The organism is Klebsiella sp. M5al, assembly GCF_002090195.1.
Taxonomy (GTDB): domain Bacteria; phylum Pseudomonadota; class Gammaproteobacteria; order Enterobacterales; family Enterobacteriaceae; genus Klebsiella; species Klebsiella grimontii.
Window position 1 is genome coordinate 608,885 of sequence record NZ_CP020657.1, and the last position, 26,067, is coordinate 634,951.

Annotated in this window: 24 protein-coding genes; 9 read left to right on the forward strand and 15 right to left on the reverse strand. The window is 57.6% G+C overall.

Annotation, left to right across the window (positions count from 1 at the left end):
- Positions 1 to 25: 25 nt before the first annotated feature.
- Positions 26 to 973: a trehalose operon repressor TreR gene (gene treR, locus BWI76_RS02970; RefSeq protein ID WP_024360510.1), complete on the reverse strand. Its 948-nt coding sequence runs from the start codon at positions 971 to 973 to the stop codon at positions 26 to 28.
- 180 nt (positions 974 to 1,153) lie between these two features.
- On the opposite strand from treR, the gene mgtL reads away from it, so the two are divergent.
- Both mgtL and mgtA read left to right on the forward strand, forming a co-directional pair.
- Complete coding sequence (gene mgtL / locus BWI76_RS28725) at positions 1,154 to 1,207, forward strand: mgtA regulatory leader peptide MgtL (RefSeq protein WP_219192905.1); 54 nt, start codon at positions 1,154 to 1,156, stop codon at positions 1,205 to 1,207.
- A 145-nt stretch (positions 1,208 to 1,352) separates the two neighbouring features.
- Positions 1,353 to 4,061 carry a magnesium-translocating P-type ATPase gene (mgtA, locus tag BWI76_RS02980; protein ID WP_049131478.1) on the forward strand — a complete coding sequence of 903 codons (2,709 nt, stop codon included), beginning with the start codon at positions 1,353 to 1,355 and terminating at the stop codon, positions 4,059 to 4,061.
- A gap of 67 nt (positions 4,062 to 4,128) precedes the next feature.
- Here the strand turns inward: mgtA and ridA are convergent, their stop codons facing one another.
- The 4 genes from ridA to BWI76_RS03000 form a co-directional block, all read right to left on the reverse strand.
- Complete coding sequence (gene ridA / locus BWI76_RS02985; RefSeq protein ID WP_004137191.1) at positions 4,129 to 4,515, reverse strand: 2-iminobutanoate/2-iminopropanoate deaminase; 387 nt, start codon at positions 4,513 to 4,515, stop codon at positions 4,129 to 4,131.
- A gap of 112 nt (positions 4,516 to 4,627) precedes the next feature.
- Positions 4,628 to 5,089, reverse strand: a complete 462-nt coding sequence (gene pyrI, locus BWI76_RS02990; protein WP_004137189.1) for an aspartate carbamoyltransferase regulatory subunit — start codon at positions 5,087 to 5,089, stop codon at positions 4,628 to 4,630.
- A gap of 12 nt (positions 5,090 to 5,101) precedes the next feature.
- Entirely contained in the window at positions 5,102 to 6,037 is a 936-nt protein-coding gene (pyrB, locus tag BWI76_RS02995) for an aspartate carbamoyltransferase (protein WP_049087203.1), read from the reverse strand.
- Positions 6,038 to 6,073: 36 nt separating this feature from the next.
- On the reverse strand, positions 6,074 to 6,178 hold the full coding sequence (locus tag BWI76_RS03000; protein WP_009652331.1) for a pyrBI operon leader peptide: 105 nt from the start codon (positions 6,176 to 6,178) through the stop codon (positions 6,074 to 6,076).
- 192 nt (positions 6,179 to 6,370) lie between these two features.
- Between BWI76_RS03000 and BWI76_RS03005 the strand changes: the two genes are divergently transcribed.
- A complete protein-coding gene (locus BWI76_RS03005; RefSeq protein WP_004137188.1) occupies positions 6,371 to 6,823 on the forward strand; it encodes a YhcH/YjgK/YiaL family protein in 453 nt (150 codons plus the stop codon).
- Between the two features lie 190 nt (positions 6,824 to 7,013).
- On the opposite strand, the gene argF is transcribed toward BWI76_RS03005, so the two are convergent.
- Positions 7,014 to 8,018, reverse strand: a complete 1,005-nt coding sequence (gene argF, locus BWI76_RS03010) for an ornithine carbamoyltransferase (RefSeq protein WP_024360508.1) — start codon at positions 8,016 to 8,018, stop codon at positions 7,014 to 7,016.
- Entirely contained in the window at positions 7,988 to 8,083 is a 96-nt protein-coding gene (gene argL / locus BWI76_RS28730) for a putative translational regulatory protein ArgL (RefSeq protein WP_370798676.1), read from the reverse strand. The genes argF and argL overlap by 31 nt, the downstream gene beginning before the upstream one ends.
- Before the next feature lie 99 nt (positions 8,084 to 8,182).
- Here argL and rraB point away from each other — a divergent pair, with 99 nt between their 5' ends.
- Together rraB and miaE are read left to right on the forward strand one after the other, a co-directional pair.
- Positions 8,183 to 8,608: a ribonuclease E inhibitor RraB gene (gene rraB, locus BWI76_RS03015; RefSeq protein WP_004098122.1), complete on the forward strand. Its 426-nt coding sequence runs from the start codon at positions 8,183 to 8,185 to the stop codon at positions 8,606 to 8,608.
- Positions 8,609 to 8,660: 52 nt separating this feature from the next.
- Positions 8,661 to 9,419, forward strand: a complete 759-nt coding sequence (gene miaE, locus BWI76_RS03020; protein WP_004136153.1) for a tRNA isopentenyl-2-thiomethyl-A-37 hydroxylase MiaE — start codon at positions 8,661 to 8,663, stop codon at positions 9,417 to 9,419.
- A 99-nt stretch (positions 9,420 to 9,518) separates the two neighbouring features.
- Here miaE and BWI76_RS03025 read toward each other — a convergent pair whose 3' ends face one another.
- The 4 genes from BWI76_RS03025 to pepA all read right to left on the reverse strand — a co-directional run bounded on the left by BWI76_RS03025 (position 9,519) and on the right by pepA (position 15,054).
- Positions 9,519 to 10,022 (reverse strand): GNAT family N-acetyltransferase, encoded by a 504-nt coding sequence (locus BWI76_RS03025; RefSeq protein ID WP_024360506.1) that lies wholly within the window; start codon positions 10,020 to 10,022, stop codon positions 9,519 to 9,521.
- Between the two features lie 123 nt (positions 10,023 to 10,145).
- Entirely contained in the window at positions 10,146 to 13,001 is a 2,856-nt protein-coding gene (locus tag BWI76_RS03030; RefSeq protein ID WP_049087201.1) for a valine--tRNA ligase, read from the reverse strand.
- The gene (gene holC / locus BWI76_RS03035) at positions 13,001 to 13,444 is read right to left on the reverse strand and encodes a DNA polymerase III subunit chi (protein ID WP_004098129.1); all 444 of its coding nucleotides are present in this window, start codon (positions 13,442 to 13,444) and stop codon (positions 13,001 to 13,003) included. Before holC ends, BWI76_RS03030 begins: the two co-directional genes overlap by 1 nt.
- Before the next feature lie 98 nt (positions 13,445 to 13,542).
- Positions 13,543 to 15,054, reverse strand: a complete 1,512-nt coding sequence (pepA, locus tag BWI76_RS03040) for a leucyl aminopeptidase (protein ID WP_004136151.1) — start codon at positions 15,052 to 15,054, stop codon at positions 13,543 to 13,545.
- Positions 15,055 to 15,321: 267 nt separating this feature from the next.
- Between pepA and lptF the strand changes: the two genes are divergently transcribed.
- Positions 15,322 to 16,419 carry an LPS export ABC transporter permease LptF gene (gene lptF / locus BWI76_RS03050; protein WP_004128284.1) on the forward strand — a complete coding sequence of 366 codons (1,098 nt, stop codon included), beginning with the start codon at positions 15,322 to 15,324 and terminating at the stop codon, positions 16,417 to 16,419.
- Positions 16,419 to 17,501 carry an LPS export ABC transporter permease LptG gene (gene lptG, locus BWI76_RS03055; protein ID WP_004136150.1) on the forward strand — a complete coding sequence of 361 codons (1,083 nt, stop codon included), beginning with the start codon at positions 16,419 to 16,421 and terminating at the stop codon, positions 17,499 to 17,501. The genes lptF and lptG overlap by 1 nt, the downstream gene beginning before the upstream one ends.
- A 42-nt stretch (positions 17,502 to 17,543) precedes the next feature.
- Here lptG and BWI76_RS03060 read toward each other — a convergent pair whose 3' ends face one another.
- Together BWI76_RS03060 and BWI76_RS03065 are read right to left on the reverse strand one after the other, a co-directional pair.
- Positions 17,544 to 19,046 (reverse strand): helicase HerA-like C-terminal domain-containing protein, encoded by a 1,503-nt coding sequence (locus BWI76_RS03060; RefSeq protein ID WP_004136149.1) that lies wholly within the window; start codon positions 19,044 to 19,046, stop codon positions 17,544 to 17,546.
- 86 nt (positions 19,047 to 19,132) lie between these two features.
- Positions 19,133 to 19,954 carry a TIM barrel protein gene (locus BWI76_RS03065; protein ID WP_004136148.1) on the reverse strand — a complete coding sequence of 274 codons (822 nt, stop codon included), beginning with the start codon at positions 19,952 to 19,954 and terminating at the stop codon, positions 19,133 to 19,135.
- A 361-nt stretch (positions 19,955 to 20,315) separates the two neighbouring features.
- Between BWI76_RS03065 and BWI76_RS03070 the strand changes: the two genes are divergently transcribed.
- Positions 20,316 to 21,821: a CoA-acylating methylmalonate-semialdehyde dehydrogenase gene (locus BWI76_RS03070; RefSeq protein WP_004136147.1), complete on the forward strand. Its 1,506-nt coding sequence runs from the start codon at positions 20,316 to 20,318 to the stop codon at positions 21,819 to 21,821.
- Positions 21,822 to 21,839: 18 nt separating this feature from the next.
- The gene (iolB, locus tag BWI76_RS03075) at positions 21,840 to 22,649 is read left to right on the forward strand and encodes a 5-deoxy-glucuronate isomerase (RefSeq protein ID WP_004136145.1); all 810 of its coding nucleotides are present in this window, start codon (positions 21,840 to 21,842) and stop codon (positions 22,647 to 22,649) included.
- Between the two features lie 196 nt (positions 22,650 to 22,845).
- Here the strand turns inward: iolB and BWI76_RS03080 are convergent, their stop codons facing one another.
- A complete protein-coding gene (locus tag BWI76_RS03080) occupies positions 22,846 to 23,703 on the reverse strand; it encodes a MurR/RpiR family transcriptional regulator (protein WP_004098142.1) in 858 nt (285 codons plus the stop codon).
- 151 nt (positions 23,704 to 23,854) lie between these two features.
- Positions 23,855 to 25,768 (reverse strand): bifunctional 5-dehydro-2-deoxygluconokinase/5-dehydro-2-deoxyphosphogluconate aldolase, encoded by a 1,914-nt coding sequence (locus tag BWI76_RS03085; protein ID WP_004136144.1) that lies wholly within the window; start codon positions 25,766 to 25,768, stop codon positions 23,855 to 23,857.
- Between the last annotated feature and the right edge of the window lie 299 nt (positions 25,769 to 26,067).

A 26,067-nucleotide genomic window follows, 5' to 3' on the forward strand; every position in this document is an offset into this window, starting at 1 on the left:
GATCACATAAATCGCTCAGGCGGACTTAATTCAGTACGGCGGGAATGACGATTTGACGGGGCTCACGGTTGCCGGCGATCTGCTCGATCAGCTGCTGTGCCGCCTGGCGTCCGGATTCGGCATAGCCGGGATCGACCGTCAGGATCTCCGGGTGGAGAAACTTCATCAGCGGCGTGCTGCCGACGCTGGCAAGCTGGAGGCGATCGATTCCCTGCTGCTGGAGATACTTGCTGGCCCCCAGCGCGAGGGTATCGGTAGCGCAGACCAGCGCGCTGGTCTCTGCCGATAGCACCTCTGCGACGCTTTCGTAGCCCTGTTTCATGCCCAGACCCGGCAGCGCGGCGAGGGGAGTGAGGCGTTTTTTCAGACAGAAATCGAGATAGGCCTGGTGGCGGCGCTGCCCGGTGGTCACATCGCTATGCGGCACGCCGAGGAAGCTGATATGGCGATGCCCGCGATCGTAAAGGCGCTGCATCAGCATCCTGATCGACCCTTCATCGTCATAGCAGACGGAGGCGATGCCCGGCGCGTCGCGGGCCAGCAGCACCAGCGTCTCCCGCCAAGGGGTGAGCATCTCTTGCTGGATGCCGGTAAAACCAAACAGCACCACGCCGTCGATATTGCGCCGGGCGAGCATGCCGAGATGCTCCTCGACCAGCGCCGGGGAGAACTGACTTTCCATCATAATCGGATCGTAGCCCTGGGCGTAAAAGGCGGGGAGCATGGTCTGAACGGCGAGGTTTTCCGACAGCGAATCCAGACGGGTGACGATGATCGCCACCACTTTATCGCTCTGGCCGCGCATCGCCCTGGCGGAACGCGAGGGCGAAAATCCGTGCTGCTGCATCACCGCTTCCACTCGCTCGCGAGTGCGTTCGCTAACGCCGCTTTCGTTATTAAGCACGCGGGATACCGTCGATTTCCCGACGCCGCTTAAGCGCGCGATATCTTTGATGGTCAGCCGGTTTTGCATGCAGGGTTCTCGTTGTGGTCCGATTAAAGTCAGCCTAATGCTACTCAAGGAAACCACAATGAGCAAAGTCTGGTTTACGTCTGGTTTAGCTACCCGGGGGTATCATCGCCATAATAGCCACAAATAGATTATCGGTGACGATATAATTCGCGCCGTTTGTATTCATTTACCGGAGATTTTATGGACCCCGAACCCACTCCCGACCCTCGATGGAGCCATCTTTTTTTCCGGTAATCCCGCTTAGCGCTGCTTTACCGGAAGCGTAAAGCAGCGACGTCCTTGATGTCCCTGCCATAAAAATAATATGCCTGACAGGTAAGGTTGACTCGCGCCTGTCGGTAGCGCTGCGTTCGCTCGCGCGAGCGCGGAGGGACTGTTTATGTTGAAAAATTTTACCCGCCAGCTGTTTGCCCAGCTTGGCCGTCATTTACCGCGTCGTTTAGTGCAACGCGATCCGCTACCCGATGCCCGCAATCTGGCGAGCGCGCCGATCCCGGATTCTCTCGGTAAGCAGTGCCTGAACGTGGCGGCAATGGATGAGAATGAAATCTGGCGCGCTTTCGCCAGCCATCCGGAAGGGCTAAACGAAGGCGAAGTGGCGCAGAAAATCGCGCAGTACGGCGAAAACCAGATCCCGGCGCAGAAGCCGTCGCCGTGGTGGGTGCATCTGTGGAGCTGCTATCGCAACCCCTTCAACCTGCTGCTGACCGTCCTGGGTATCGTCTCCTACTCGACGGAGGATCTGTTTGCCGCGGCGGTTATCGCCCTGATGGTGGGGATCTCCACGCTGCTGAACTTTATCCAGGAAGCCCGCTCGACCAAAGCGGCGGATGCCCTGAAGGCGATGGTCAGCAACACCGCGACGGTCCTGCGGGTGGTGAACGAGCAGGGCGAGAGCCGCTGGTGCGAACTCCCTATCGACCAGCTGGTGCCGGGAGATATCGTCAAGCTATCGGCGGGAGACATGATCCCGGCAGATCTGCGCATCATTCAGGCGCGCGACCTGTTTGTCGCCCAGGCCTCGCTGACCGGGGAATCGCTGCCCGTCGAAAAAGTGACCCGCACCCGCGACCCGCTACAGACGAACCCGCTGGAGTGCGACACCCTGTGCTTTATGGGCACCAACGTGGTGAGCGGATCGGCGCAGGCCATCGTTTTCGCCACCGGCGGCGGCACCTGGTTTGGCCAGCTGGCCGGTCGCGTCAGCGAGCAGGAAAGCGAGCCGAACGCCTTTCAGAAAGGCATCAGCCGGGTCAGCATGCTGCTGATCCGCTTTATGCTGGTGATGACGCCGATAGTGCTGCTGATTAACGGCTACACCAAAGGCGACTGGTGGGAGGCGGCGCTGTTCGCGCTCTCCGTCGCGGTGGGCCTGACCCCGGAAATGCTGCCGATGATCGTCACCTCGACCCTGGCGCGCGGGGCGGTGAAGCTGTCGAAACAGAAAGTGATCGTCAAGCATCTCGACGCGATACAGAACTTTGGCGCGATGGACATTCTGTGCACCGATAAAACCGGTACCCTGACGCAGGATAAAATCGTGCTGGAGAACCACACCGATGTCTCCGGCAAAGTGAGCGAACGCGTGCTGCATACCGCCTGGCTGAATAGCCATTATCAGACCGGACTGAAGAATCTGCTCGATACCGCAGTGCTGGAGGGAGTGGAACTGGAGCCGGCGCGCGGGCTGGCGGAACGCTGGCAAAAAGTGGATGAGATCCCGTTCGATTTTGAGCGTCGCCGTATGTCGGTGGTGGTGCAGGAGCAGGACAACGTCCATCAGCTGATCTGCAAAGGCGCTTTGCAGGAGATCCTCAACGTCTCGACCCAGGTGCGCTATAACGGCGACATCGTACCGCTGGACGACACCATGCTGCGGCGCATCCGTCGCGTGACCGATACCCTCAACCGTCAGGGATTGCGCGTGGTAGCGGTGGCGACGAAGTACCTGCCCGCCCGCGAAGGCGACTACCAGCGCGCGGATGAGTCAGACCTGATCCTCGAAGGCTATATCGCCTTCCTCGATCCGCCGAAAGAGACCACAGCCCCGGCGCTGAAGGCGCTGAAGGCCAGCGGCATTACGGTCAAAATCCTCACCGGCGACAGCGAGCTGGTGGCGGCCAAAGTCTGCCACGAAGTGGGGCTGGACGCGGGGGATGTGGTTATCGGCAGCCAGGTTGAAGCGCTGAACGATGATGAGCTAGCCGAGCTGGCAAAACGTACGACCCTGTTTGCGCGCCTGGCGCCGCTGCACAAAGAGCGTATCGTGACCCTGCTGAAACGCGAAGGACACGTGGTGGGCTTTATGGGCGACGGCATTAACGACGCCCCGGCGCTGCGCGCGGCGGATATCGGTATTTCCGTCGACGGCGCGGTGGATATTGCCCGCGAGGCGGCGGATATCATCCTGCTGGAGAAGAGCCTGATGGTGCTGGAGGAGGGGGTTATTGAAGGCCGCCGGACCTTCGCCAATATGCTCAAGTACATCAAAATGACCGCCAGCTCCAACTTCGGTAACGTCTTCAGCGTGCTGGTGGCCAGCGCCTTCCTGCCGTTCCTGCCGATGCTGCCGCTGCATCTGCTGATCCAGAACCTGCTGTACGATGTATCCCAGGTCGCGATCCCGTTTGATAACGTTGACGATGAGCAGATCCGTAAACCGCAGCGCTGGAACCCGGCGGATCTCGGGCGCTTTATGGTCTTTTTTGGGCCGATCAGTTCGATATTCGATATTCTGACGTTCTGTCTGATGTGGTGGGTGTTCCATGCCAATACGCCGGAACATCAAACGTTGTTCCAGTCCGGCTGGTTCGTGGTTGGCCTGCTGTCGCAGACGTTGATTGTGCATATGATCCGCACGCGCAGGATCCCGTTTATTCAGAGCCGCGCGGCCTGGCCGCTGATCGTGATGACGCTGCTGGTGATGGTGGTAGGGATTGCGCTGCCGTTCTCGCCGCTGGCAGGCTATTTGCAGCTTCAGGCGTTGCCGCTAAGCTACTTCCCGTGGCTAATTGCCATCCTGGCGGGCTATATGACGCTGACGCAGATGGTGAAAGGTTTCTACAGCCGTCGCTACGGCTGGCAGTGAGCGGGGAGCTTTACGCGCAGAAACAACAAAGGCAGCCGTTGGCTGCCTTTGTTCATACCGCATCCGATTAGCGACGAATGGCGATCGCTTCAATCTCAATCTTCACGTCTTTCGGCAGACGCGCCACTTCCACGCAGGAGCGCGCCGGGAAGGTGGCGTCATGTTCAGTGAAGAAGGCTTCATAGGCGGCGTTCACGGTGGCGAAGTCGTTCAGATCTTTCACGAAAACGGTAGTTTTAACGATATCGCCCACTTTCAGACCCGCGGCTTCAACGATGGCCTTCACGTTGTCCAGCGACTGACGCGCCTGAGCGGCGACATCTTCCGGCACGCTGCCGGTTTTCGGGTCTACCGGGATCTGGCCGGAAGTGATAATCATGTTACCCAGATCAACACCCTGAACGTACGGGCCGATAGCTGCGGGTGCATTTTCCGTCGCGATAGTTTTAGACATGAGTTCTCCTGAATCACAGCATTATATAAATCTTTCGCGTCGCTAACTGCGAAAGATGAGAGGTAAGAGACCCGGCCATTATAGGGAGCCGGGTACGCAATACCAACCTCAATTAGTTCGCCAGAACCACATTATGTGAGAACTCTTTTTCACAATATTTGCACTTCAGCGCGATATCGTTTTCACGTTTTTTTACCGCAAAGCTGGAAGAGACCGGCTCGGCGTGGCTGATGCAGTTGCTGTTGGGGCAAACCAGCACGTTGTTGATGCGATCCGGCAGATGCGGACGGGATTTACCGACCACTTCATAATCATCAATGCGGTTCACCGTCGCCTGCGGCGCATACAGGGAGAGCTGGTTGACCTGCTCGTCGGTCAGGAAGGTGTTTTCGATTTTGATTAAATCTTTGCGGCCCATTTCGCCTGACGGCAGGTTCAGGCCGATGGTGATGCGCTGATCCGTTTCGGTCAGTTTGAACAGGGTTAGCAGCTTAAAGCCGACCTGCGCCGGGATATGGTCGATAACGGTGCCACGTTTGATGGCTTCTACCTGTAATTTGTTGTCGTGTGTCATCTCTTTTTCCCCTTACAGTGCCAGATCGCTATTCAGTACCAGCGCCAGTAACGCCTGGCGCGCGAAGATGCCGTTGCCCGCCTGCTGGAAGTACCAGGCATGCGGCGTTTTATCGACATCGGTGGTGATTTCATCAATACGCGGTAGCGGGTGCAGCACCTTCATGTTGGCGCGGGCGCCTTCCAGATCGGCGGCGCGCAGGACAAACTGCGCCTTCACGTTGGCATATTCCGACGGGTCGAGGCGCTCTTTCTGCACCCGGGTCATATACAGAATGTCCACCTCTTCCATCACCTCTTCAATGGCGCTATGCAGGCTCCAGGCAATGCCTTTGTCGTCGAGCATGTCGAGGATGTACTGCGGCATGGCCAGCGCGTCCGGCGCGATAAAGTAGAAGCGGTTGCCGTTAAATTTCGCCAGCGCCTGGGTCAGGGAGTGAACGGTGCGGCCGTATTTCAGATCGCCGACCATCGCGACGTTAAGATTTTCCAGACGGCCCTGGGTCTCCTGAATGGTGAACAGATCCAGCAGGGTCTGCGTCGGATGCTGATTCGCGCCGTCGCCGGCGTTGAGTACCGGAATACCGCCGGAGAACTCGGTCGCCAGGCGCGCCGCGCCTTCCTGCGGGTGGCGCATAACGATGGCATCGACATAGGTGCTGATGACCGAGATGGTATCGGCCAGGGTTTCGCCTTTTTTGCCCAGCGAGGTGTTGCTGCTGTCTGAGAAACCGACCACGCTGGCGCCCAGGCGGTGCATCGAGGTTTCAAACGACAGGCGGGTGCGGGTCGACGCTTCAAAAAAGCAGCTGGCAATCACTTTATGCTTCAGCAGCTCAGGCTGTGGATGGGCTTTGAGCTTTGCTGCGGTTGCCAGTACCAGTTCAAGGTCTTCGCGGCTGAGATCGTTTATAGAAATGATATGTTTTTGATACAGCGGATTAGCCATGTTTATCTCCTGACGCCTGGGCAAAAAAAAAGCCCCTTAAATAAGGGGCTTTACGAATACGGATGCAACGGAAAGAAAAAACGGCAGGCCAGCGCCTGTTTTCAGACGCGGTAAGACGCGATGTCGTACACACTGAACCATAATTCCTCCCGGCAAAACGGGTGGCATTATACGCAGCTCAATTTTCGGATCAAGCGATTAATCCACAAAAGGTAAACGTTTGCCTGGAGAAGAGTGCGGTAATGCAAAAAACCCTGAAAAAGAGGTGGTATGGCAGTGCGAAGGGGGTTATAAAACGGAAAATGAAAAGCTGTTTTATAATCAGAGGTTATTATGATCGTTGGGAACATTCACCATCTGCAGAGCTGGCTGCCGGCGTCTCTGCGCGAAGCTATCGAACACGTTAAGGCCCACGTCACCGACGCGACGCCGCTGGGTAAACATGATATTGACGGCAACAATCTGTTCTATCTCATATCCGAAGATACCACCGAGCCGATGGCTGACCGCCGCGCCGAGTATCACGCCCGTTACCTCGACATCCAGATTGTACTCAAAGGCCAGGAGGGCATGACCTTTAGCGTTCTTCCCGCCGGTGCGCCGGATACCAACTGGCTGGCGGATAAAGACATCGCCTTCCTGGCGGAGGGGGCGCAGGAAAAAACCGTCATCCTCAGCGAAGGCGACTTTGTGGTGTTCTATCCCGGCGAAGTGCATAAGCCGCTGTGCGCCGTCGGCACGCCGGCGAAGGTGCGCAAAGCGGTTGTGAAGATGCTGATGGCGTAAAAATATCCCGGGCTGCTCGCCGAGGCTATGGTTGTTGCGGTCCGGTAGCCCGGACAGGCGCGTCAAGCGCCGCCTCCGGGAACGCCCACGGGCTGCGGCTGGCGCCTTGCCCGGGCTACAGATCCGTGCGGTTTGGCGGCGGATAGCCCGGATAAGCGCAGCGCAATCCGGGGAAATATCGTGAGAACGCTTACTTACCCAGCGTCGCCACCATCACCGCTTTGATGGTATGCATGCGGTTTTCCGCCTGATCGAAAACGATGCTGGCCGCGGATTCAAATACCTCGTCGGTCACTTCCATCCCGCCGTGCAGGCCGTACTCCGCCGCCATCTGTTTGCCGAGCGTGGTCTGGTCGTCGTGGAACGCGGGCAGGCAGTGGAGGAATTTCACCTGCGGATTGCCGGTCAGCGCCATCATCTCGCTATTCACCTGATACGCGCGCAGCAGCGCGATACGCTCCGCCCACTTCTCTTTGGCTTCGCCCATCGATACCCAGACGTCGGTATAGATAAAGTCAGCGCCCTTCACGCCCGCGGCAATATCTTCGGTCAGCGTAATATTGCCACCGTTTTTCTGCGCCAGCGCCCGGCACTGCTCGACCAGCTTCTCTTCCGGCCAGCAGGCCGTTGGCGCGACCAGACGCAGATCCAGACCGGTCAGCGCGGCGGCTTCGAGCATGGAGTTGCCCATATTATTCCGCGCGTCGCCGGCGTAGACCAGGGTCATCTGGTTAAAGGCTTTGCCCGGCAGGTGCTCTTGCATGGTCAGCAGGTCCGCCAGCAGCTGAGTAGGGTGGAATTCATTGGTCAGGCCGTTCCAGACCGGAACGCCGGCATATTCGGCAAGAGTTTCCACCACTTCCTGGCCATGACCGCGATATTGAATACCGTCGTACATGCGTCCCAGCACGCGGGCGGTGTCTTTAATCGACTCTTTGTGGCCAATCTGGCTGCCGCTTGGTCCGAGATACGTGACGCGAGCGCCCTGGTCAAATGCGGCAACTTCGAAAGAGCATCGGGTGCGGGTAGAGTCTTTTTCGAAGATGAGCGCGATGTTTTTGCCGGTGAGATGCTGAATTTCGATATTGTTTTTCTTATCAGCTTTGAGCCTGGCCGCCAGTTCAAGCAGGGCGGTAATTTCTGCAGGAGTAAAATCAAGCAACTTTAAAAAATGCTTCTGATAAAACGCGGACATGGTTCCCTCACATGGCTTAGACCATTTGTTGAATTAAAATTCACTTTATATGTATGAATATTCATTTGCAACCCCGTGTCATAAATCTTTCGCTCAGAAGGTGGAGGCAATCACGGCGGTATGTGACAATAGAAGCATCTGCGACACATTATGAGGAACGAGCCATGGCCAACCCGGAATTACTGGAAGAACAGCGTGAAGAAACGCGTCTGATTATTGAAGAGCTGCTCGAAGACGGCAGCGATCCGGACGCGCTGTATACCATTGAGCACCATCTCTCCGCCGATGATTTCGAAACGCTGGAGAAAGTGGCGGTAGAAGCCTTCAAGCTGGGCTATGAAGTGACTGAGCCAGAAGAGCTGGAAGTGGAAGAGGGCGATACCGTTATTTGCTGCGATATCCTCAGCGAATCCGCGCTGAATGCCGAGCTGATCGATGCCCAGGTTGAGCAGCTGATGACGCTGGCGGAAAAATACGACGTGGAATACGACGGCTGGGGCACCTACTACGAAGATCCTAACGGGGAAGACGAAGAAGGCGATGACGACGAAGATCTCGTTGATGAAGACGACGACGGCGTTCGCCACTAGGTAGCAGAGGTATACGGCGGTGCGTTATGCCGCCGTATAGCAAGGAATTTTAATGGATTACCCGCAAATACTCGCCCCGATTTTAGGTTTTCTGCATTGCCCAACTCCTCAGGCGTGGATTGATGAAGCCCGTAAACCGGAAAATCTTCCGCTGCTGTTGACCGACCATATGGTGTGCGAGCTGAAAGCGGCGCAAAACGCCATGCTGCTGGTACGTCGATACGTCGCGGATAAAGACGGCGCCGATGAGCTGCTGGCCTGCCTGAAGCCCTATGAGGACTTCACTTACCGCTGGGGCCCGGAGCCGGATTTCGTCGCGCTGCATAAGCAGATAAACAAAAGCGCCATGCCGCAGACCGACGATCCCTGGGGACGTCAGCTGCTCGACAGCATGATTTTGCTGATCAAAGAGGAGCTGCATCACTTCTGGCAGGTGCGCGAAATCATGCTTTCCCGCGATATTCCCTACGTCAAAATCACCGCCAGCAATTACGCCCGTGGGCTGCGTCGGGAAGTGCGTTCTCACGAACCGGTGATGCTGATCGATAAACTGATTTGCGGCGCCTACATTGAAGCCCGTTCCTGCGAGCGTTTTGCCGCGCTGGCGCCATGGCTGGATGACGATCTGCAGAAGTTTTATCTGTCGCTGCTGCGCTCCGAAGCGCGCCACTATCAGGACTATCTGGACTTAGCGCAGAGGATTGCCGCGGACGATATCAGCGAACGCGTGCGCCAGCTTGGCGAGGCGGAAGCGGCGTTAATTAACGCGCCTGAAGCGGAGTTTCGTTTTCACAGCGGCGTGCCGGTCTGAGCGCCAGGCCGCAGCTTCACCGCAGCGGCCTGCGCCCATCACCGATTAGCGTTGTGGTCTTTGTCTGATGCTGTGGCCGGTACAAGGAACACTCAGGAGCTACAATACTTTCAGCATCGTGACTTCGCAGTCAACGTGGCCGGTGCAGCCCAGCGGCCCGTCGATATGCTCAAAGCCGAGATGCTCATATAAACCGACCGCTTCTTTAAGGAAGGCGGTGGTTTCCAGATAGCAGCGTTTGAAACCTTGTTCACGGGCGTAATCCAGGGCCATCAGCGCCAGCTTTTTCGCCAGCCCCCGGCCGCGCGCGGAGGTCATAAAATACATTTTTTGCAGTTCGCAGATATCGGGCTCGCTGCAGGAGAGCGGCGCCACGCCGCCGCCGCCAACCACTTCACCATTCAGCTCAACGACCCAATAGGCGGAACCCGGTTGGCTATAAAGCTCATAGAGTTGATCCAGATTCGGATCGGCGACCGTATAGCCTTTATCGGCGGTCAGACCATATTCGGCGGAAACCTGGCGGATAACGTTAGCTATCGCCGGATTATCATTAGCCGTGATGCGGCGCAGGGTTAGCGGTAGGGTTGCGCTCGTATTCATGTGAAGACTCATTGCAAAATGATGACGGATAATGTTGTTAATAACATTGCGGAAGGGGAGAGTGCAAGCGAGGATCTTTCACAGAAAACGCCCCTTACCCGGATGGGATAAGGGGCGAGTGAATTACAGCGCGGCGATAACCGCCTGCTGCTCAATCAGCTTCGCTTTCGCTTCCGCGTAACCTTCCAGCTTCTCACGCTCTTTGGCGATCACCGCTTCCGGCGCGCGCGCCACAAAGCCTTCGTTGGAGAGTTTGCTTTCGATGCGGCCAATCTCGCCTTCGATTTTTGTCACTTCTTTCGCGAGGCGCGCCAGCTCATCTTCTTTGTTGATAAGACCAGCCATCGGGATCAGCAGCTCGGCGCCGTCAATAATTTTGGTCACCGAAACCGGACCTTTATCATCGGCGGGCAGCACGGTGATGCTTTCCAGACGCGCCAGGTTCAGCAGGAAGCTACGGTTGTCGTTCACGCGACGAACCGCGGCTTCGCTGCAACCGCGCAGCAGCAGCTCCAGCGGCTTACCTGGGGCGATGTTCATTTCCGCACGGATGTTACGCACGGCGACGATCGCCTGCTTCAGCCATTCGGTATCGGCCAGCGCCGCTTCGTCAACCTGAGACGCATCGTACTGCGGGAACGGCTGCAGCATGATGGTATCGGCAGTGATACCGCAAATGACCTTCACGCGCTGCCAGATGGTCTCGGTGATGAATGGGATAATCGGGTGCGCCAGGCGCAGCAGACCTTCCAGAACGGTTACCAGCGTGTGGCGGGTGCCGCGCAGCTCAGACTCGGAACCGCCGGTCATCACCGGCTTGGTCAGCTCCAGATACCAGTCGCAGAACTGGTTCCAGGTGAACTCATACAGAATGCCCGCGGCGATATCGAAACGGAAGCCGTCCAGCGCCTCGCGGTAGGCTTTTACGGTCTGGTTGAATTCCGCGAGGATCCAGCGGTCCGCCAGCGACAGGGTCATCTCGCCGCCGTTAAAGCCGCAATCCTGATCTTCGGTGTTCATCAGCACAAAGCGGCTGGCGTTCCACAGTTTGTTGCAGAAGTTACGGTAACCTTCCAGACGCTTCATATCCCAGTTGATATCGCGGCCGGTAGAGGCCAACGCCGCCAGGGTAAAGCGCAGGGCGTCGGTGCCGTGCGGCTCAATGCCATTCGGGAACTGTTTCTCGGTGCGTTTGGCGATTTTTTCCGCCAGCTGCGGCTGCATCATGTTACCGGTGCGTTTTTCCAGCAGCTCCGGCAGGGAAATGCCGTCGACCATATCCAGCGGGTCGATAACGTTGCCCTTCGATTTGGACATCTTCTGGCCTTCGTCATCGCGGATCAGGCCGGTCATGTAGACGGTTTTAAACGGCACCTGCGGCTTGCCGTTTTCATCTTTGATGAAGTGCATGGTCATCATGATCATGCGGGCAATCCAGAAGAAGATGATATCGAAGCCGGAAACCATCACGCTGGTTGGGTGGAACTGGCGCAGGGCATCGGTATTTTCCGGCCAGCCGAGGGTGGAGAAGGTCCACAGCGCGGAGGAGAACCAGGTATCGAGAACGTCTTCGTCCTGGCGCAGCGCCACGTCGGCGCCGAGGTTATTTTCCTGACGCACTTCGTCCTCGGTGCGGCCAACGTAGACGTTGCCGTCGTTGTCGTACCATGCCGGGATGCGGTGACCCCACCACAGCTGGCGGGAGATGCACCAGTCCTGAATATCGCGCATCCAGGAGAAATACATGTTTTCGTACTGCTTCGGCACGAACTGGATATCGCCGTTCTCAACCGCCTCTACCGCCGGTTTTGCCAGCACGTCGGCACGCACATACCACTGGTCGGTCAGCATCGGTTCGATCACCACGCCGCCGCGGTCGCCGTAAGGGACGGTCAGGTCGTGCGGTTTAATCTCGTCCAGCAGGCCCAGGGCATCGATAGCGGCAACCACCGCTTTACGCGCGGCAAAGCGCTCCAGCTTCTGGAACTCCGTCGGGATGGCGTTTGAGTAGACGTCAGACTCGTTGCCTTTGGTATCGTAAACTTCCGCGGTTTCGCGGATGTCGCCGTCAAAGGTCAGGATGTTGATCATCGGCAGGGCGTGACGCTTGCCCACTTCATAGTCGTTAAAGTCGTGCGCCGGGGTGATCTTCACGCAGCCGGTGCCCTTTTCCATATCGGCGTGTTCATCGCCCACAATCGGAATGCGGCGGTCAACCAGCGGCAGGATCACGAATTTGCCGATAAGGTCTTTATAGCGCGGATCTTCCGGGTTAACGGCCACGCCGGTATCGCCCAGCACGGTCTCCGGTCGGGTGGTGGCGACGACCAGATAATCTTTACCGTCAGCGGTTTTCGCGCCGTCGGCCAGCGGATAGCGGATATGCCACATCGAGCCTTTAGACTCGCGGTTTTCCACTTCCAGATCGGAGATAGCGGTACGCAGTTTCGGGTCCCAGTTGACCAGGCGCTTGCCGCGGTAGATCAGATCTTCTTTATACAGGCGGACAAAGACTTCTTTGACGGCGTTGGACAGGCCTTCGTCCATGGTAAAGCGCTCGCGCTCCCAGTCCACGGAGTTGCCCAGGCGGCGCATCTGGCGGGTAATGGTGCCGCCGGACTCCGCTTTCCACTGCCAGATTTTATCGATAAAGGCGTCGCGACCGTAGTCGTGGCGGGTTTTACCTTCTTCGGCGGCAATCTTACGCTCAACCACCATCTGGGTAGCGATACCCGCGTGGTCGGTACCGGCCTGCCACAGGGTGTTTTTACCCTGCATGCGCTGGTAGCGAATCATGGTATCCATGATGGTTTGCTGGAAGGCATGACCCATATGCAAACTGCCGGTGACGTTCGGCGGCGGGATCATGATGCAGAAGGACTCTTTGCTTTCATCGCCGTTAGGCTTGAAATAGCCCTGCTTTTCCCAGTGCTCGTAAAGCGGCTGTTCGATATCTTGGGGGTTGTATGTCTTTTCCATTATTTCCAGGTTGCCGTGTTCAGGTTGAAACCAGCCATGCGGTACGCTTTATAACGTTCGCGCGCCAGTTGTTTCAAAGAATCTTCATAAGGGACGAAGTCTATCACTTCTGTGAAAGCGGTGGCAAAATCTGCAAAGTTTAGCCGCAGGCTAATCAGTATATCCCGCGGGCTACTGTTGCGCTTTTGCGGCCAGGCGATCTCCACCGGCGCGCCGCCGCGCGGACCTTCTCCCGCCAGATTATGCGGAACAAAACTTTCCGCTGGCCGCGCCCACAGCGCCTCATCCAGACGAATGGCCTGCTGCTCATCTTCGCAGGCGATGAGCACTCGCTTGCCGCTGCGCCAACGTTCTGCGGCAATGTCACACACCAGTTGTTCAACGGCGCTCAGACCGTCTTGTTGTGTGTCGTTGTCCAGAAGGTAGAACGTTGCGTTTTTCATATATGGGGCTTCTTGTGATGACTTTAAATGCTTAAGCCGGGTGGACCCGGCCTACGATGTACTGTCGTTAGTAGGCCGGGTACACCCGGCACGTTGCATCACTCTTCGCCGGTAAATCCAGCGCGGTTGAGCAGGAACTGCGACAGCATCGCCACCGGACGACCGGTCGCGCCTTTGGCTTTCCCGGAACGCCACGCGGTACCGGCGATATCCAGGTGCGCCCAGTTGTACTTGCGGGTAAAGCGCGCCAGGAAGCAGCCCGCGGTAATCGCTCCGCCTGGACGGCCGCCGATGTTCGCCATATCGGCGAAGTTAGACTCCAGCTGTTCCTGGAACTCGTCGCCAAGCGGCAGACGCCATGCGCGATCGCCCGCCAGTTCGGAGGCGCCGATCAGCTCGTGGGCCAGCGGATTGTGGTTCGACATCAGGCCGGTGATGTGATGGCCCAGCGCTATCACGCAGGCGCCGGTCAGCGTCGCCACGTCGATTACCGTCTCCGGCTCGAAGCGCTCGACGTAGGTCAGCACATCGCACAGCACCAGACGCCCTTCGGCATCGGTGTTCAGCACTTCAACCGTTTGCCCGGACATCGTGGTCAACACGTCGCCTGGTCGGTAGGCGCGACCGCCCGGCATGTTTTCACATCCGGCAAGCACGCCGACAACGTTCAGCGGCAGCTGAAGTTCTGCCACCATGCGCATTACGCCGTACACCGCCGCCGCGCCGCACATATCGTATTTCATCTCGTCCATGCCTTCGGCTGGCTTGATGGAGATGCCGCCGGAGTCAAAGGTCAGGCCTTTACCGACCAGCACGATAGGACGCGCATCCTCCGCCGGGCTGCCTTTGTATTCGATAACCGACATCAGTGATTCGTTCTGCGAACCGTTGCCGACCGCCAGATAAGAGTTCATTCCCAGCTCTTTCATCTGCTGTTCGCCGATAACGCGGGTAATGACGTTCTTACTGTAGGTATCGGCCAGCTGGCGCGCCTGAGAAGCCAGATAGGCAGCGTTACAGATGTTTGGCGGCATATTGCCGAGATCTTTTGCCGCTTTAATACCGGCGGCAATCGCCAGACCGTGCTGAATGGCGCGTTCGCCGCTGGTCAGCTCGCGACGGGTCGGGACGTTGAAAACCATTTTACGCAGCGGGCGGCGCGGCTCGCTTTTGTTGGTTTTCAACTGGTCAAAGCTGTACAGCGTCTCTTTGGCGGTCTCGACCGCCTGACGCACTTTCCAGTAGTTATTGCGGCCTTTGACGTGCAGCTCAGTCAGGAAGCAGACGGCTTCCATCGAGCCAGTATCATTCAGCGTATTGATAGTTTTCTGAATGACCTGCTTGTATTGACGCTCATCCAGCTCGCGCTCTTTACCGCAGCCAATAAGCAGAATGCGCTCCGACAGAATGTTCGGCACATGGTGCAGCAATAAAGTCTGGCCAGGTTTGCCTTCCAGCTCGCCGCGACGCAGCAGGGCGCTGATATAACCGTCGCTAATTTTATCAAGCTGTTCGGCGATGGGGGAGAGGCGCCGTGGTTCAAAGACGCCGACCACGATACAGGCGCTCCGCTGCTTCTCCGGGCTACCGCTTTTTACACTGAACTCCATGCACTACGCTCCTGAATCTTAAAGACAACGACGGTGGCTACGGATAGAATTGAAAGCTTTCGTAACTCATGTCCGCTGTTGTGGTGACTTCGTGTTAATCTTAACGTTATTACGGCCTTGGTTCGTCAGAAAAGATCCTGATACGCAGAACCAGCGAGTCATTTAATCTTAGCGATGTTTTCGACGACCAAAGAGAATAAATGACGTTTAAGCCATGAAACAAGCAATTTTCCTGCAATAAAACGGGTTTTTACGGGCGTATTTATAGTGATAATCATAAGATATCTGGTTCGTGAGACGCTGAAAAGCCAGTTGGCGATCCTATTCATCCTGCTACTCATTTTCTTCTGTCAGAAACTGGTCAGGATCCTCGGCGCCGCTGTTGATGGCGATATCCCGACCAATCTGGTGCTCTCGCTGTTAGGGCTGGGCGTACCTGAAATGGCGCAGCTCATTCTGCCCCTGAGCTTATTCCTCGGGCTGCTGATGACGCTGGGCAAACTGTATACCGAAAGCGAAATCACGGTGATGCACGCCTGCGGCCTGAGCAAGGCCGTGCTGGTGAAAGCCGCCATGATTCTGGCGCTCTTTACGGGCATCGTCGCGGCGGTCAATGTGATGTGGGCCGGCCCCTGGTCTTCTCGTCACCAGGATGAAGTGCTGGCGGAAGCGAAAGCGAACCCCGGCATGGCGGCGCTGGCTCAGGGCCAGTTCCAGCAGGCCAGCGACGGCAGCGCGGTGCTGTTTATTGAGAACGTCAACGGCAACCGCTTCAGCGACGTTTTCCTCGCTCAGCTGCGGCCGCGAGGCAACGCGCGCCCGTCGGTGGTTGTCGCGGATACCGGCGAGCTCTCGCTGCGTAAAGACGGCTCGCAGGTGGTGACCATGAATCAGGGCACCCGCTTTGAAGGCACCGCGATGCTGCGCGACTTCCGCATTACCGACTTTAAAAACTATCAGGCGATTGTCGGCCATCAGGCCGTGGCATCCGATCCGAACGATACCGAGCAGATGGATATGCGCACCCTGTGGCGTACCGATACCGATCGCGCCCGGGCGGAGCTGCACTGGCGCTTCACGCTGGTCGCGACGGTGTTCATCATGGCGCTGATGGTGGTGCCGCTTAGCGTGGTGAACCCGCGCCAGGGCCGCGTGCTGTCGATGCTGCCGGCGATGCTGCTCTATCTGGTGTTCTTCCTGCTGCAAACGTCGATTAAATCGAGCGGCGGTAAAGGCAAAATGGACCCGATGATCTGGATGTGGGCGGTAAACCTGCTCTATTTCGCGTTGGCCGTGCTGTTGAACCTGTGGGATACGGTGCCGATGCGCCGCTTCCGTGCCCGTTTTAACAAAGGAGCGGCGTGATGCAGGCGTTTGGGGTACTTGACCGTTATATCGGTAAGACGATTTTCAACACCATCATGATGACCCTGTTCATGCTGGTTTCCCTCTCCGGCATCATCAAGTTTGTCGACCAGCTGAAAAAGGCCGGGCAGGGCAACTATGATGCGCTGGGGGCCGGAATCTACACGATTCTCAGCGTGCCGAAAGATATCCAAATCTTCTTCCCGATGGCGGCGCTGCTCGGCGCGCTGCTGGGGCTGGGGATGCTGGCGCAGCGCAGCGAACTGGTGGTGATGCAGGCTTCCGGCTTTACCCGCCTGCAGGTGGCGCTGTCGGTGATGAAAACCGCGATTCCGCTGGTGCTGCTGACCATGGCGATAGGCGAGTGGGTTGCCCCGCAGGGCGAGCAGATGGCGCGTAACTATCGTGCTCAGCAGATGTACGGTGGGTCGCTGCTTTCCACGCAGCAGGGGCTGTGGGCGAAAGACGGCCATAACTTTGTGTATATCGAGCGGGTAAAAGGCAGCGATGAGCTGGGCGGAGTGAGCATCTACGCCTTTAACGACCAGCGCCGCCTGCAGTCCGTTCGCTATGCCGCGTCGGCCAAATTCGATACCGAGAATAAGCTCTGGCGGCTGTCGCAGGTAGATGAATCCAACCTGACCGATCCGAAACAGGTCACCGGAACGCAGACGGTCAGCGGGACCTGGAAGACCAACCTGACCCCGGATAAGCTCGGCGTGGTGGCGCTGGACCCGGACGCACTGTCCATCAGCGGCCTGCACAACTATGTCACCTATCTGAAGTCCAGCGGTCAGGATCCGGGCCGCTATCAGCTCAATATGTGGAGCAAAATCTTCCAGCCGCTGTCGGTGGCGGTGATGATGCTGATGGCGCTGTCGTTTATCTTTGGCCCGCTGCGTAGCGTGCCGATGGGCGTCAGGGTAGTGACCGGGATCAGCTTCGGCTTCATCTTCTACGTGCTGGACCAGATTTTCGGCCCGCTAACCCTGGTATACGGCATTCCGCCGATTATCGGCGCGCTGCTGCCGAGCGCCAGCTTCTTCTTGCTGAGCCTCTGGCTGATGATGCGCAAATCCTGACGTAACGCGCCCCCTTCCTGAAGTCAGAAAGGGGGCGTTTTTTTAGCGTTTCCGCCCGCCAAGCAAGCTTCCCAGCATTCCCCTGACTATCTGGTTGGTCACCTGACGCACCGCGCTCTTGGCTGCCGTTTGTACGATACCGTCGCGTTTGCCGCCGCGCGGCCCGGTGGTACCGAACAGAATGTCTTTTAATCCGCCGAGCAGGCCGTCGTCATCGCCGTTTTGCTGGCCTTTTACCGGCGGCGACTGCTGTTGCTCCGTTGTGCTCTGAACACCCTGTTGCAGCATTTCAAAGGCCGATTCACGGTCGATCTCTTCTTCATATTTTCCGTATAGCGGCGAGTGGTTAAGCAGCCCGTTACGTTCGTCATCGGTGACCGGCCCCATACGTGAGCAGGGGGCGATAACCATCGCGCGTTCCACTATCGAAGGGCTGCCCTTCTCATCAAGAAAGGAGATCAGAGCCTCCCCCGTGCCCAGCTCCTGGATCGCCTGTTCGGTACTGAACGCCGGATTCGCGCGCATGGTCTGCGCGGCGGTTTTTACTGCTTTTTGGTCTTTCGGCGTGAAGGCGCGCAGGGCGTGCTGCACGCGATTGCCCAGCTGACCGAGAACCGCATCGGGAATGTCCGCCGGGTTTTGCGAAACGAAATAAACACCGACGGCCTTAGAGCGAATCAGGCGGATAACCTGCTCGATTTTATCCAGCAGCACCTGCGGCGCATCGTTAAACAGCAGATGCGCTTCATCAAAGAAAAAGACCAGCTTTGGCTTCTCCTGGTCGCCGGCCTCCGGCAGCCGTTCGTAAAGCTCTGAGAGCATCCACAGCAGGCTGGCGGCGTACAGCTTCGGCATCTGGTAGAGCTTCTCGGCGCTCAGGATATTAATCACCCCTTTACCCTCAGCGTCGACGCGCATCCAGTCCTGAATATCGAGCATAGGTTCGCCGAAAAAGTGCTCCGCGCCCTGCTGCTCAAGGGTAAGTAACCCGCGCTGAATCGCCCCAACGGAGGCGCTGCTGATATTGCCGTACTGGTTCTGAAACGCTTTGGCGTTGTCGCCAATGTATTGGGTAATGGCGCGCAGGTCTTTAAAGTCGAGCAGCAGCAGCCCGCGATCGTCGGCGATACGGAAGATGATATTCAGCACCCCGGACTGAACCTCATTGAGGTTGAGCAGGCGCGCCAGCAGCAGCGGCCCGAGATCGGAAACCGTGGCGCGCACCGGGTGGCCTTTTTCGCCGAAAATATCCCATAGCACCACCGGATTGGCGTGCGGCTGCCAGTCCGTTGCGCCGATTTTTTCCAGACGCGCCTGCAGCTTTTCCGAACTTTGGCCCGACTCGGCGATACCGGTGAGGTCGCCTTTCACATCGGCCATAAATACCGGAACGCCGATCTCCGAGAACGACTCCGCCAGCTTTTGCAGGGTGACGGTTTTACCGGTCCCCGTGGCGCCGGTAATTAAGCCGTGGCGGTTGGCCATAGCGGGCAGTAAATGCAGCTGTTTATCCAGCGTGCGGGCAATCAGCAGAGGTGCGCTCATGATCGATTTCTCCATTTATCCTGCTGCGAGTATAGGCAACCTGATGACAAAAGGAGGGAAATCATGCGCGCCTTCGCTTATTCGCTTCAGGCGCAGTGGCGCTGAATTAACGCGATGCTCTGCTCGATTTCGCGGCGGATATCGCCTTCGCTCCAGTTTGCCAGCTCCGGCGCGAAGGGTTCGAACGCATACACGCCCTGATAGCCGCGCGCCTCCAGGTTTTTGACCTGCTCGCAGCTTTGCAACTGGTCTTTTGCGCTCAGCATGATGCGCTCATTGTCGGTAAGGGCTTCGCGCGGGCGGGTATCCTCTACGCCGGAAAGATGGACCAGACCGATTTCGCCGATATCCACCTGGTTAAACTCCTGCTCCGCCTGCGGATAAAGATGATGATGGAAGGTATCGATCAGCAGCTTAAACGGCACCCGCGCGTCGTGGATTAGCGTTTGCGCCTGCGCCGAGGAGCGCAGCGAGCTCTGCGGGAAACCGAGCGGTTCCACCAGCCCCTGAATGCCGTAGAAGGCGAATAGCGGCGCCAGGTCGCGCAGGGCGTTAAGGGTTTCGCTCGCCGGAACCTCGGTACCATCGTTCAGCGGGCACAGCACCAGCGATTTGGCGCCAACGGCTTTGGCTTCTTTTAACAATGACTCCGTCAGGCTACGAACCTCTGCGGTGCGGCAGTTGAAGGGGTAGACCGCGTTGATCGTGAGGATCTCAATATGGTAGCGGTCAGCCAACTCCCGCACCTGCTGATGGCTCAGGTTGTCGGTTACTTTTCCGCTGGGGAGGTCGTTACGTAGCTCGACTTTGTTCAGCCCGAGGCTGTTCACCAGCCGGAAAAAGGCCTCAATGCTGAGTGACGGGGCGATCTTGCGGTTGATGCAGAAACGTTGCGATGCAATAGCCATTTTGACTCTCCTGAAACGTAGGGATCGAATTCGTTCGAATGCCTCATAGTCAAAACATTTATTCCAAAATTAGCAATGTATGAAATGGCGGTTTTTTGAGCCGACTCGCAAAATATTTTTCTGTTGTGCTTTCATTGCTGCTGGCTCCAGGAGGCGCTATGTCTAATCTCTTTTTATCGGACTTTAGCGCGCAAGGCGGCGTTTCCTTACAATAAATTGCGACCATCGTCACCAAAATTGAATTTCATTAGCTATCAATATTGAAATATTAATTTCATTTTACTACGGTTATAGCACAGCAGATCCAGTAATGGGCCGTACTGCGTTGGCCCCCGATACCCCATACAGATGAGGCGAGAGCATGACTATCACAGGAAACTTTATTGGCGGGAAAACCGTTACCAGCGGCAGCAACAAAACAATGCCGGTATTCGACCCCGCGACGGGCAAAGTGGTCCGCGAAGTCACGTTATCGACCGCGCAGGAAGTCTCTGACGCCATTCAGGTGGCGCGTGATGCTTTTGAGAGCTGGTCGCGCACCACGCCGCTGCGCCGCGCGCGCGTGATGTTCAATTTTAAAATGTTACTGGAACAGCATGCTGAAGAGCTGGCGGGGATTATCGTCAGCGAGCACGGTAAAGTGTTTTCCGACGCGATGGGTGAGCTGACGCGCGGCATGGAAGTCGTCGAGTTTGCCTGCGGTATTCCGCATCTGATCAAAGGGGAGTTCTCATCGGATGTCGGCACCGGCGTTGATAGCTATTCGCTGATGCAGCCGCTGGGCGTGGTGGCGGGCATTACGCCGTTCAACTTCCCGGCGATGGTGCCGATGTGGATGTTCCCGCTGGCGCTGGCCTGCGGCAACAGCTTTGTCCTCAAGCCGCCAGCGCTGGCGCCGACCGCCGCGGTGCGTCTGGCGGAATTGCTGAAAGAAGCAGGGCTGCCGGATGGCGTCTTTAACGTGGTGCACTGCAGTAATGAAGACGCTGAGCAGCTCTACCGGGACCCGCGGATCGCGGCGGTAAGTTTCGTGGGCTCGTCCGGCGTGGCGGAGCATATTTATAAAACCGCCAGCGCCTATGGCAAGCGAGTACAGGCGTTTGGCGCGGCGAAAAACCACGCGATTGTGATGCCGGATGCCGATCTGGATGCCACCGTGAACGCCATTATGGGCGGCGCGTTCGGCTCGGCGGGCGAGCGCTGCATGGCGCTGCCGGTGGTGGTCGCCGTCGGCGATGAGACGGCGGATAAACTGATTGCGCGCCTGAAGCCGCTGGTGGAGTCCCTGAAGGTGGGGCCGGGCTGTATGCGCGGAAAAGAGGAGAACGAAATGGGGCCGGTCGTCTCCGATACCCATCAGAAAAAAGTGCTGGGATATATTGATAAAGGGGTCAGCGAGGGGGCGACGCTGGTGGTTGATGGCCGCAAGCCGCAGGTTCCCGGGTTTGAAGAGGGGTACTACGTCGGCGGAACGCTGTTCGACAACGTCACGCCGGAGATGACAATCTGGCGCGAGGAGATTTTTGGCCCGGTGCTGGGTATTGTCCGCGTGGCGGATTACCACAGCGCGCTGGAGCTGGTGAACAGCCATGAGTTCGGCAACGGCAGCGCCGTCTTTACCAGCAACGGCCACACCGCGCGTGAATTTGTCCATGATGTCCAGGCCGGAATGGTTGGGGTCAACGTACCGGTACCCGTTCCCATGGCCTTCCATAGCTTTGGCGGCTGGAAACGCTCCGTATTCGGCGCACTGAACGTGCATGGCCCGGACGGCGTGCGCTTCTATACGCGTATGAAAACCGCCACCGTCCGCTGGCCGCAGGGTCAGCAAACCGTATCTGAATTCAGTATGCCGACGTTAGGCTAATCGGCGAAGGAGAGCGCCATGTCTTTACTGGCTAAAGCAAAAAAAGAAGGGCAGATTCAGCACATCACCCCACAGAGCGCGGGGTGGAAGTACATTGGTTTTGATGTCTGGATGTTAAAGAAAGGACAAACCGTCACCCTGGAAAGCGGCGATCGCGAACTGTGCCTGGTGCTGGTCGCCGGCCTGGCTTCGGTAAAAACCACGCGGGCGGATTTCCCGAACCTCGGCCAGCGTATGTCGCCGTTTGAGCGGACGCCGCCCTGGTCAGTCTACGTGCCGCCGCAGGATAAAGTCGAAGTGACGGCAGATTCAGACCTCGAGCTGGCCGTATGCAGCGCCCCGGGTAAAGGAACTTTACCGGCTCGAGTTATCTCCCCGCAGGACGTGGGCGTAGAGCATCGGGGTAAGGGGCGCAACCAGCGCCTGGTGCACAATATTCTGCCGGATAGCGCGCAGGCGGACTGCCTGCTGGTGGTGGAGGTTTACACCGAGGAAGGGGCGACCAGCTCATGGCCGTCGCACAAGCACGATACGGCGCTGCCGGGCCAGGAAACCCAGCTGGAAGAGACCTACTATCACCGTTTCGATCCGCCGCAGGGTTTTGCCTTCCAGCGCGTCTACACCGATGATCGCAGCCTCGATGCCTGCATGGCTCCCTACAACCACGATGTGGTCATGGTGCCGCGCGGCTACCATCCGGTGGCGGCGATTGCCGGGTATGACAGCTACTATCTGAACGTAATGGCCGGTCCGGATCGCAAATGGATGTTTACCTGGGAAGAGGATCACGCGTGGATCAACAGCCCTGATTATCCCCGCCACGATTAACATTGGTTGATAATAAAAAGGCCGGTTAGCAACGCTAGCCGGCCTTTTTGATCCTATAGCCCGAATAAGATCGTCGTCGCAATTCTGGCACATCCCCGGCTTGCGCTGCGCTTAGCCGGGCTACGGGTTTACCGTCGTCTGCGGACAAGTAGCCCGGATAAGACGTTTACGTCGCCATCCGGGAGGCATGAAAAATTTAAGCCAGCTGCTTCGTTTCTGCATCCTTGCTGCTGTTCAGCGCCAGCGAGACCGCCAGCGTCTGGGCCAGGCACAGCGAGGCCACCTGCGAACGGAAACCATCAACCTGCGCCTCGCGCACCACAAAGCAGACGTCGCTGAAGGCCGCCAGCGGGCTGACCTGGCTGTCGGTAATCGCTATCTGTCGTGCTTTACGCTGCGCGCCGAGCTCCACCAGTTCAACCACTTCCCGCGCATACGGAGAGAAGCTCACCGCCACCACGACATCTTTCGGCCCGACCAGGCTGAGCTGCTCGGTAAACATGCCGCCCAGACCGTCAATCAGAAATGCTTTACGGTCCAGATGGCGCAGAGCGTAGGTCAAATAGGAGGCGACGCTAAAGGAGCGGCGCAGGCCAATAACGTAGATATTCTCCGCTTCCGCCAGCAGCGCGACCGCGCGCTGCAGATCGTCGCCGGAGGTCTGCATCGCCAGCTGCTGCAGCGCCTGGGTATTGACCATGGTGAACATATTCAGGATTTCGGTCGGCGTTTCCGGCGGGGTTGCGTCATCCGTCGTGGTCTGGCGGAACAGACGCGCGCGCTCGGTATAGTTAGCCGTCTCTTCCATCAGATGCTGCTTGAACATCTGCTTCATTTCGTTGAAGCCGCTAAAACCAAAGGCGTTAGCGAAGCGGATCAGCGTGGAAGGGGGGACATCAGCTTGTTGCGCGATAGAGGCCACGGTGTCGAAAGCCACGCTATTGCTGTTATCGAGAATATAGCGGGCTACCTGTTTCAGGCGTTTGCTTAACGTGTCGTAGCGACGCCTGATTTCATCCTGCAAGATGGTAAGTTGGGTCGGATTATTGGCCATAGATTGCGCTCTGAGAAAATGAAAGGAATATAATTTCCAGTGTATCAAATGAAGCGAATTTTTCATTTACTACGATGAAATACGCGATTCATTTCACGAAGATCCAGAAAAAAGCCCGCATCTTCGAAAGAGGATGCGGGCGGGGGCTGAATCAGCCGCGGGCTTCTCGCCAGTAGCCGATGAGCGTAAGGTAGTTGCGTTTCACTTCGTTAATCAGCGCCTCGTCGCTGAGCTCGCCCTGCATCCAGCGCCGTGAAGGCTGGCCAAAAATGGTGCGTCCTACGGCAAAACCTTTGATCATCGGATGCTTCGCCGCTTCGGCAAAACCGGCGCGCAGACGGTCCGAAGGGGCGTCCAGGCCGAGGATTAAGATCCCGCGGCACCAGCTATCTTCTCGCGCGATCAGTTTGCCGATCCTTTCCCATTCCGCGCTCGACAGCGGCGGCAGCTTCCACCAGTCCGGCTGGATGCCCAGCTGATAGAAGTGCTCCAGCATGTCGTGGTAGTGGCGTTCATCTTTATCCGGGCCGTTTTCCGGCAGGATGATTTCCAGCAGCAGCTCATGCCCGGACTTGTTGCACGCCTGCCAGACCTCCAGCAGCAGCGCATCCTGTTCGGCGCGCAGCTCGGCGGGATCGGCCGGATGATAGAAGACCAGGCATTTCACCACGTGCTCCAGCGGCCAGTCGATCAGCTGGGAACCGATGTTGCCATGTTCCAGGCGCAGCGGGCGCGAGCTCGGCATTTCAATCGGCCGACCAATCCACCAGCCCTTGCCGGTGATGGCATTGAGCGAGCGCTGGCCGTAGGTGCCATCGGCGAGGATGCCGCTGCGACCGTCAAGACCGGCTTCGTCTGCGGCGGCTTCCGCGGCCGCCAGCAGCAGCAGCTTCAGTTGCGGAATGCAGGATTCATCACGCCCGGTTTCCAGCGCCAGATCTGCCAGCTGTTTACGGTGGTCAAAGGCGAAAATGCACAGCTCCGGCCACGCCTGGCGGCGGCTGGTGACGCGATGCAGATGGTTGAGGCGATCGTCGATATCCGGCCGCGGGACCGATTCTGCCCGCGACAGATAGTCGTCAAGCTCGGCTTTGGTCGGCATCGCGGGCGCGCAGCCGTGGCGTGAAACCACCAGCGCGCCGCAGGCGTTAGCGTAGCGACAGGCCTGCTCCCAGCCTTCATCGTTAAGCCAGCCGCGCAGCAGGCCGGACATAAAGGCATCGCCCGCGCCCAGCACGTTAAGCACGTCTACGCGTACGCCCTGCTGTAGCGGCACGCTATCCCAGTTGTCGGGAATGGCGCCTTCCAGCACCACGCAGCCCATCGGGCCGCGCTTGCAAACCAGCGTCGCTTTCGTGGCGTTACGCACGTTTTTCAGCGCAGTCAGGGTATCGGTGCTGCCGCCGGCAATATGAAACTCTTCTTCAGTACCGACCACCAAATCGAACAGATGCAGGACTTCCTGCAGTTGGCTGGTCACCTGGCCGGATTCAATGAAACGCGTTTCACCGTCACCTAAAGAGGTTAAACCCCAAAGCACCGGACGATAGTCGATATCCAGCGCGGTGCGCAGGCCGTGACGGCGTGCGTACTCCAGCGCCTTCAGCACCGCTTCGCGCGTGTTGGCGTGCGAAAGGTGGGTGCCGGTTACCGCCAGCGCCCGGGAAGAGGCGATGTACTCTTCCTTAATATCTTCTGGCGAAAGGGCCATATCGGCGCAGTTATCGCGGTAAAAAATCAGCGGAAACGTCTCCTGATCTTTAATCCCCAGCATTACTAACGCCGTCAGGCGCTGCTTATCGGTGATCAGATATTCGGTATCGACGCCGGCGCGGCTCAGGGTTTCGCGAAGAAAACGGCCATTATGCTCATCGCCCACGCGGGCGAGCATCGCCGATTTTAATCCCTGAATGGCGGTGCCGAAGGCGACGTTGCCGGAAGAGCCACCCAGGTATTTAGAAAAACTGGCGACATCTTCCAGCCTCGCGCCAATCTGCTGGGCATAGAGATCGACTGCCACCCGGCCAATACAGATGACGTCGAGTCGCTTTACTGCTGCATTCATAGCTAGGGTTTCCTTTTGCATTTCTGCTGTACGGAAGAGTCGGACTGCCGACAGCGTCTCCGAAAACAGCCTGAGGGTTATTGGTTACCCTTAGTTTGAGAAATAAATATTTCATTTGCAAACTAGATCGAAATTAAAAAACCAAAAATGTGAGGGATATACCACTATGCCGCGCTGAGCCTCATTCTGCCTCGGATCCTGCACAGCGGCTGAAAGTTAAACGGACGTCAGTTGAACATCTATCTTTACCTATGATTTTTAAGGGGATATTAAGAGGTGGACCGCGTAATTTGCGCGTT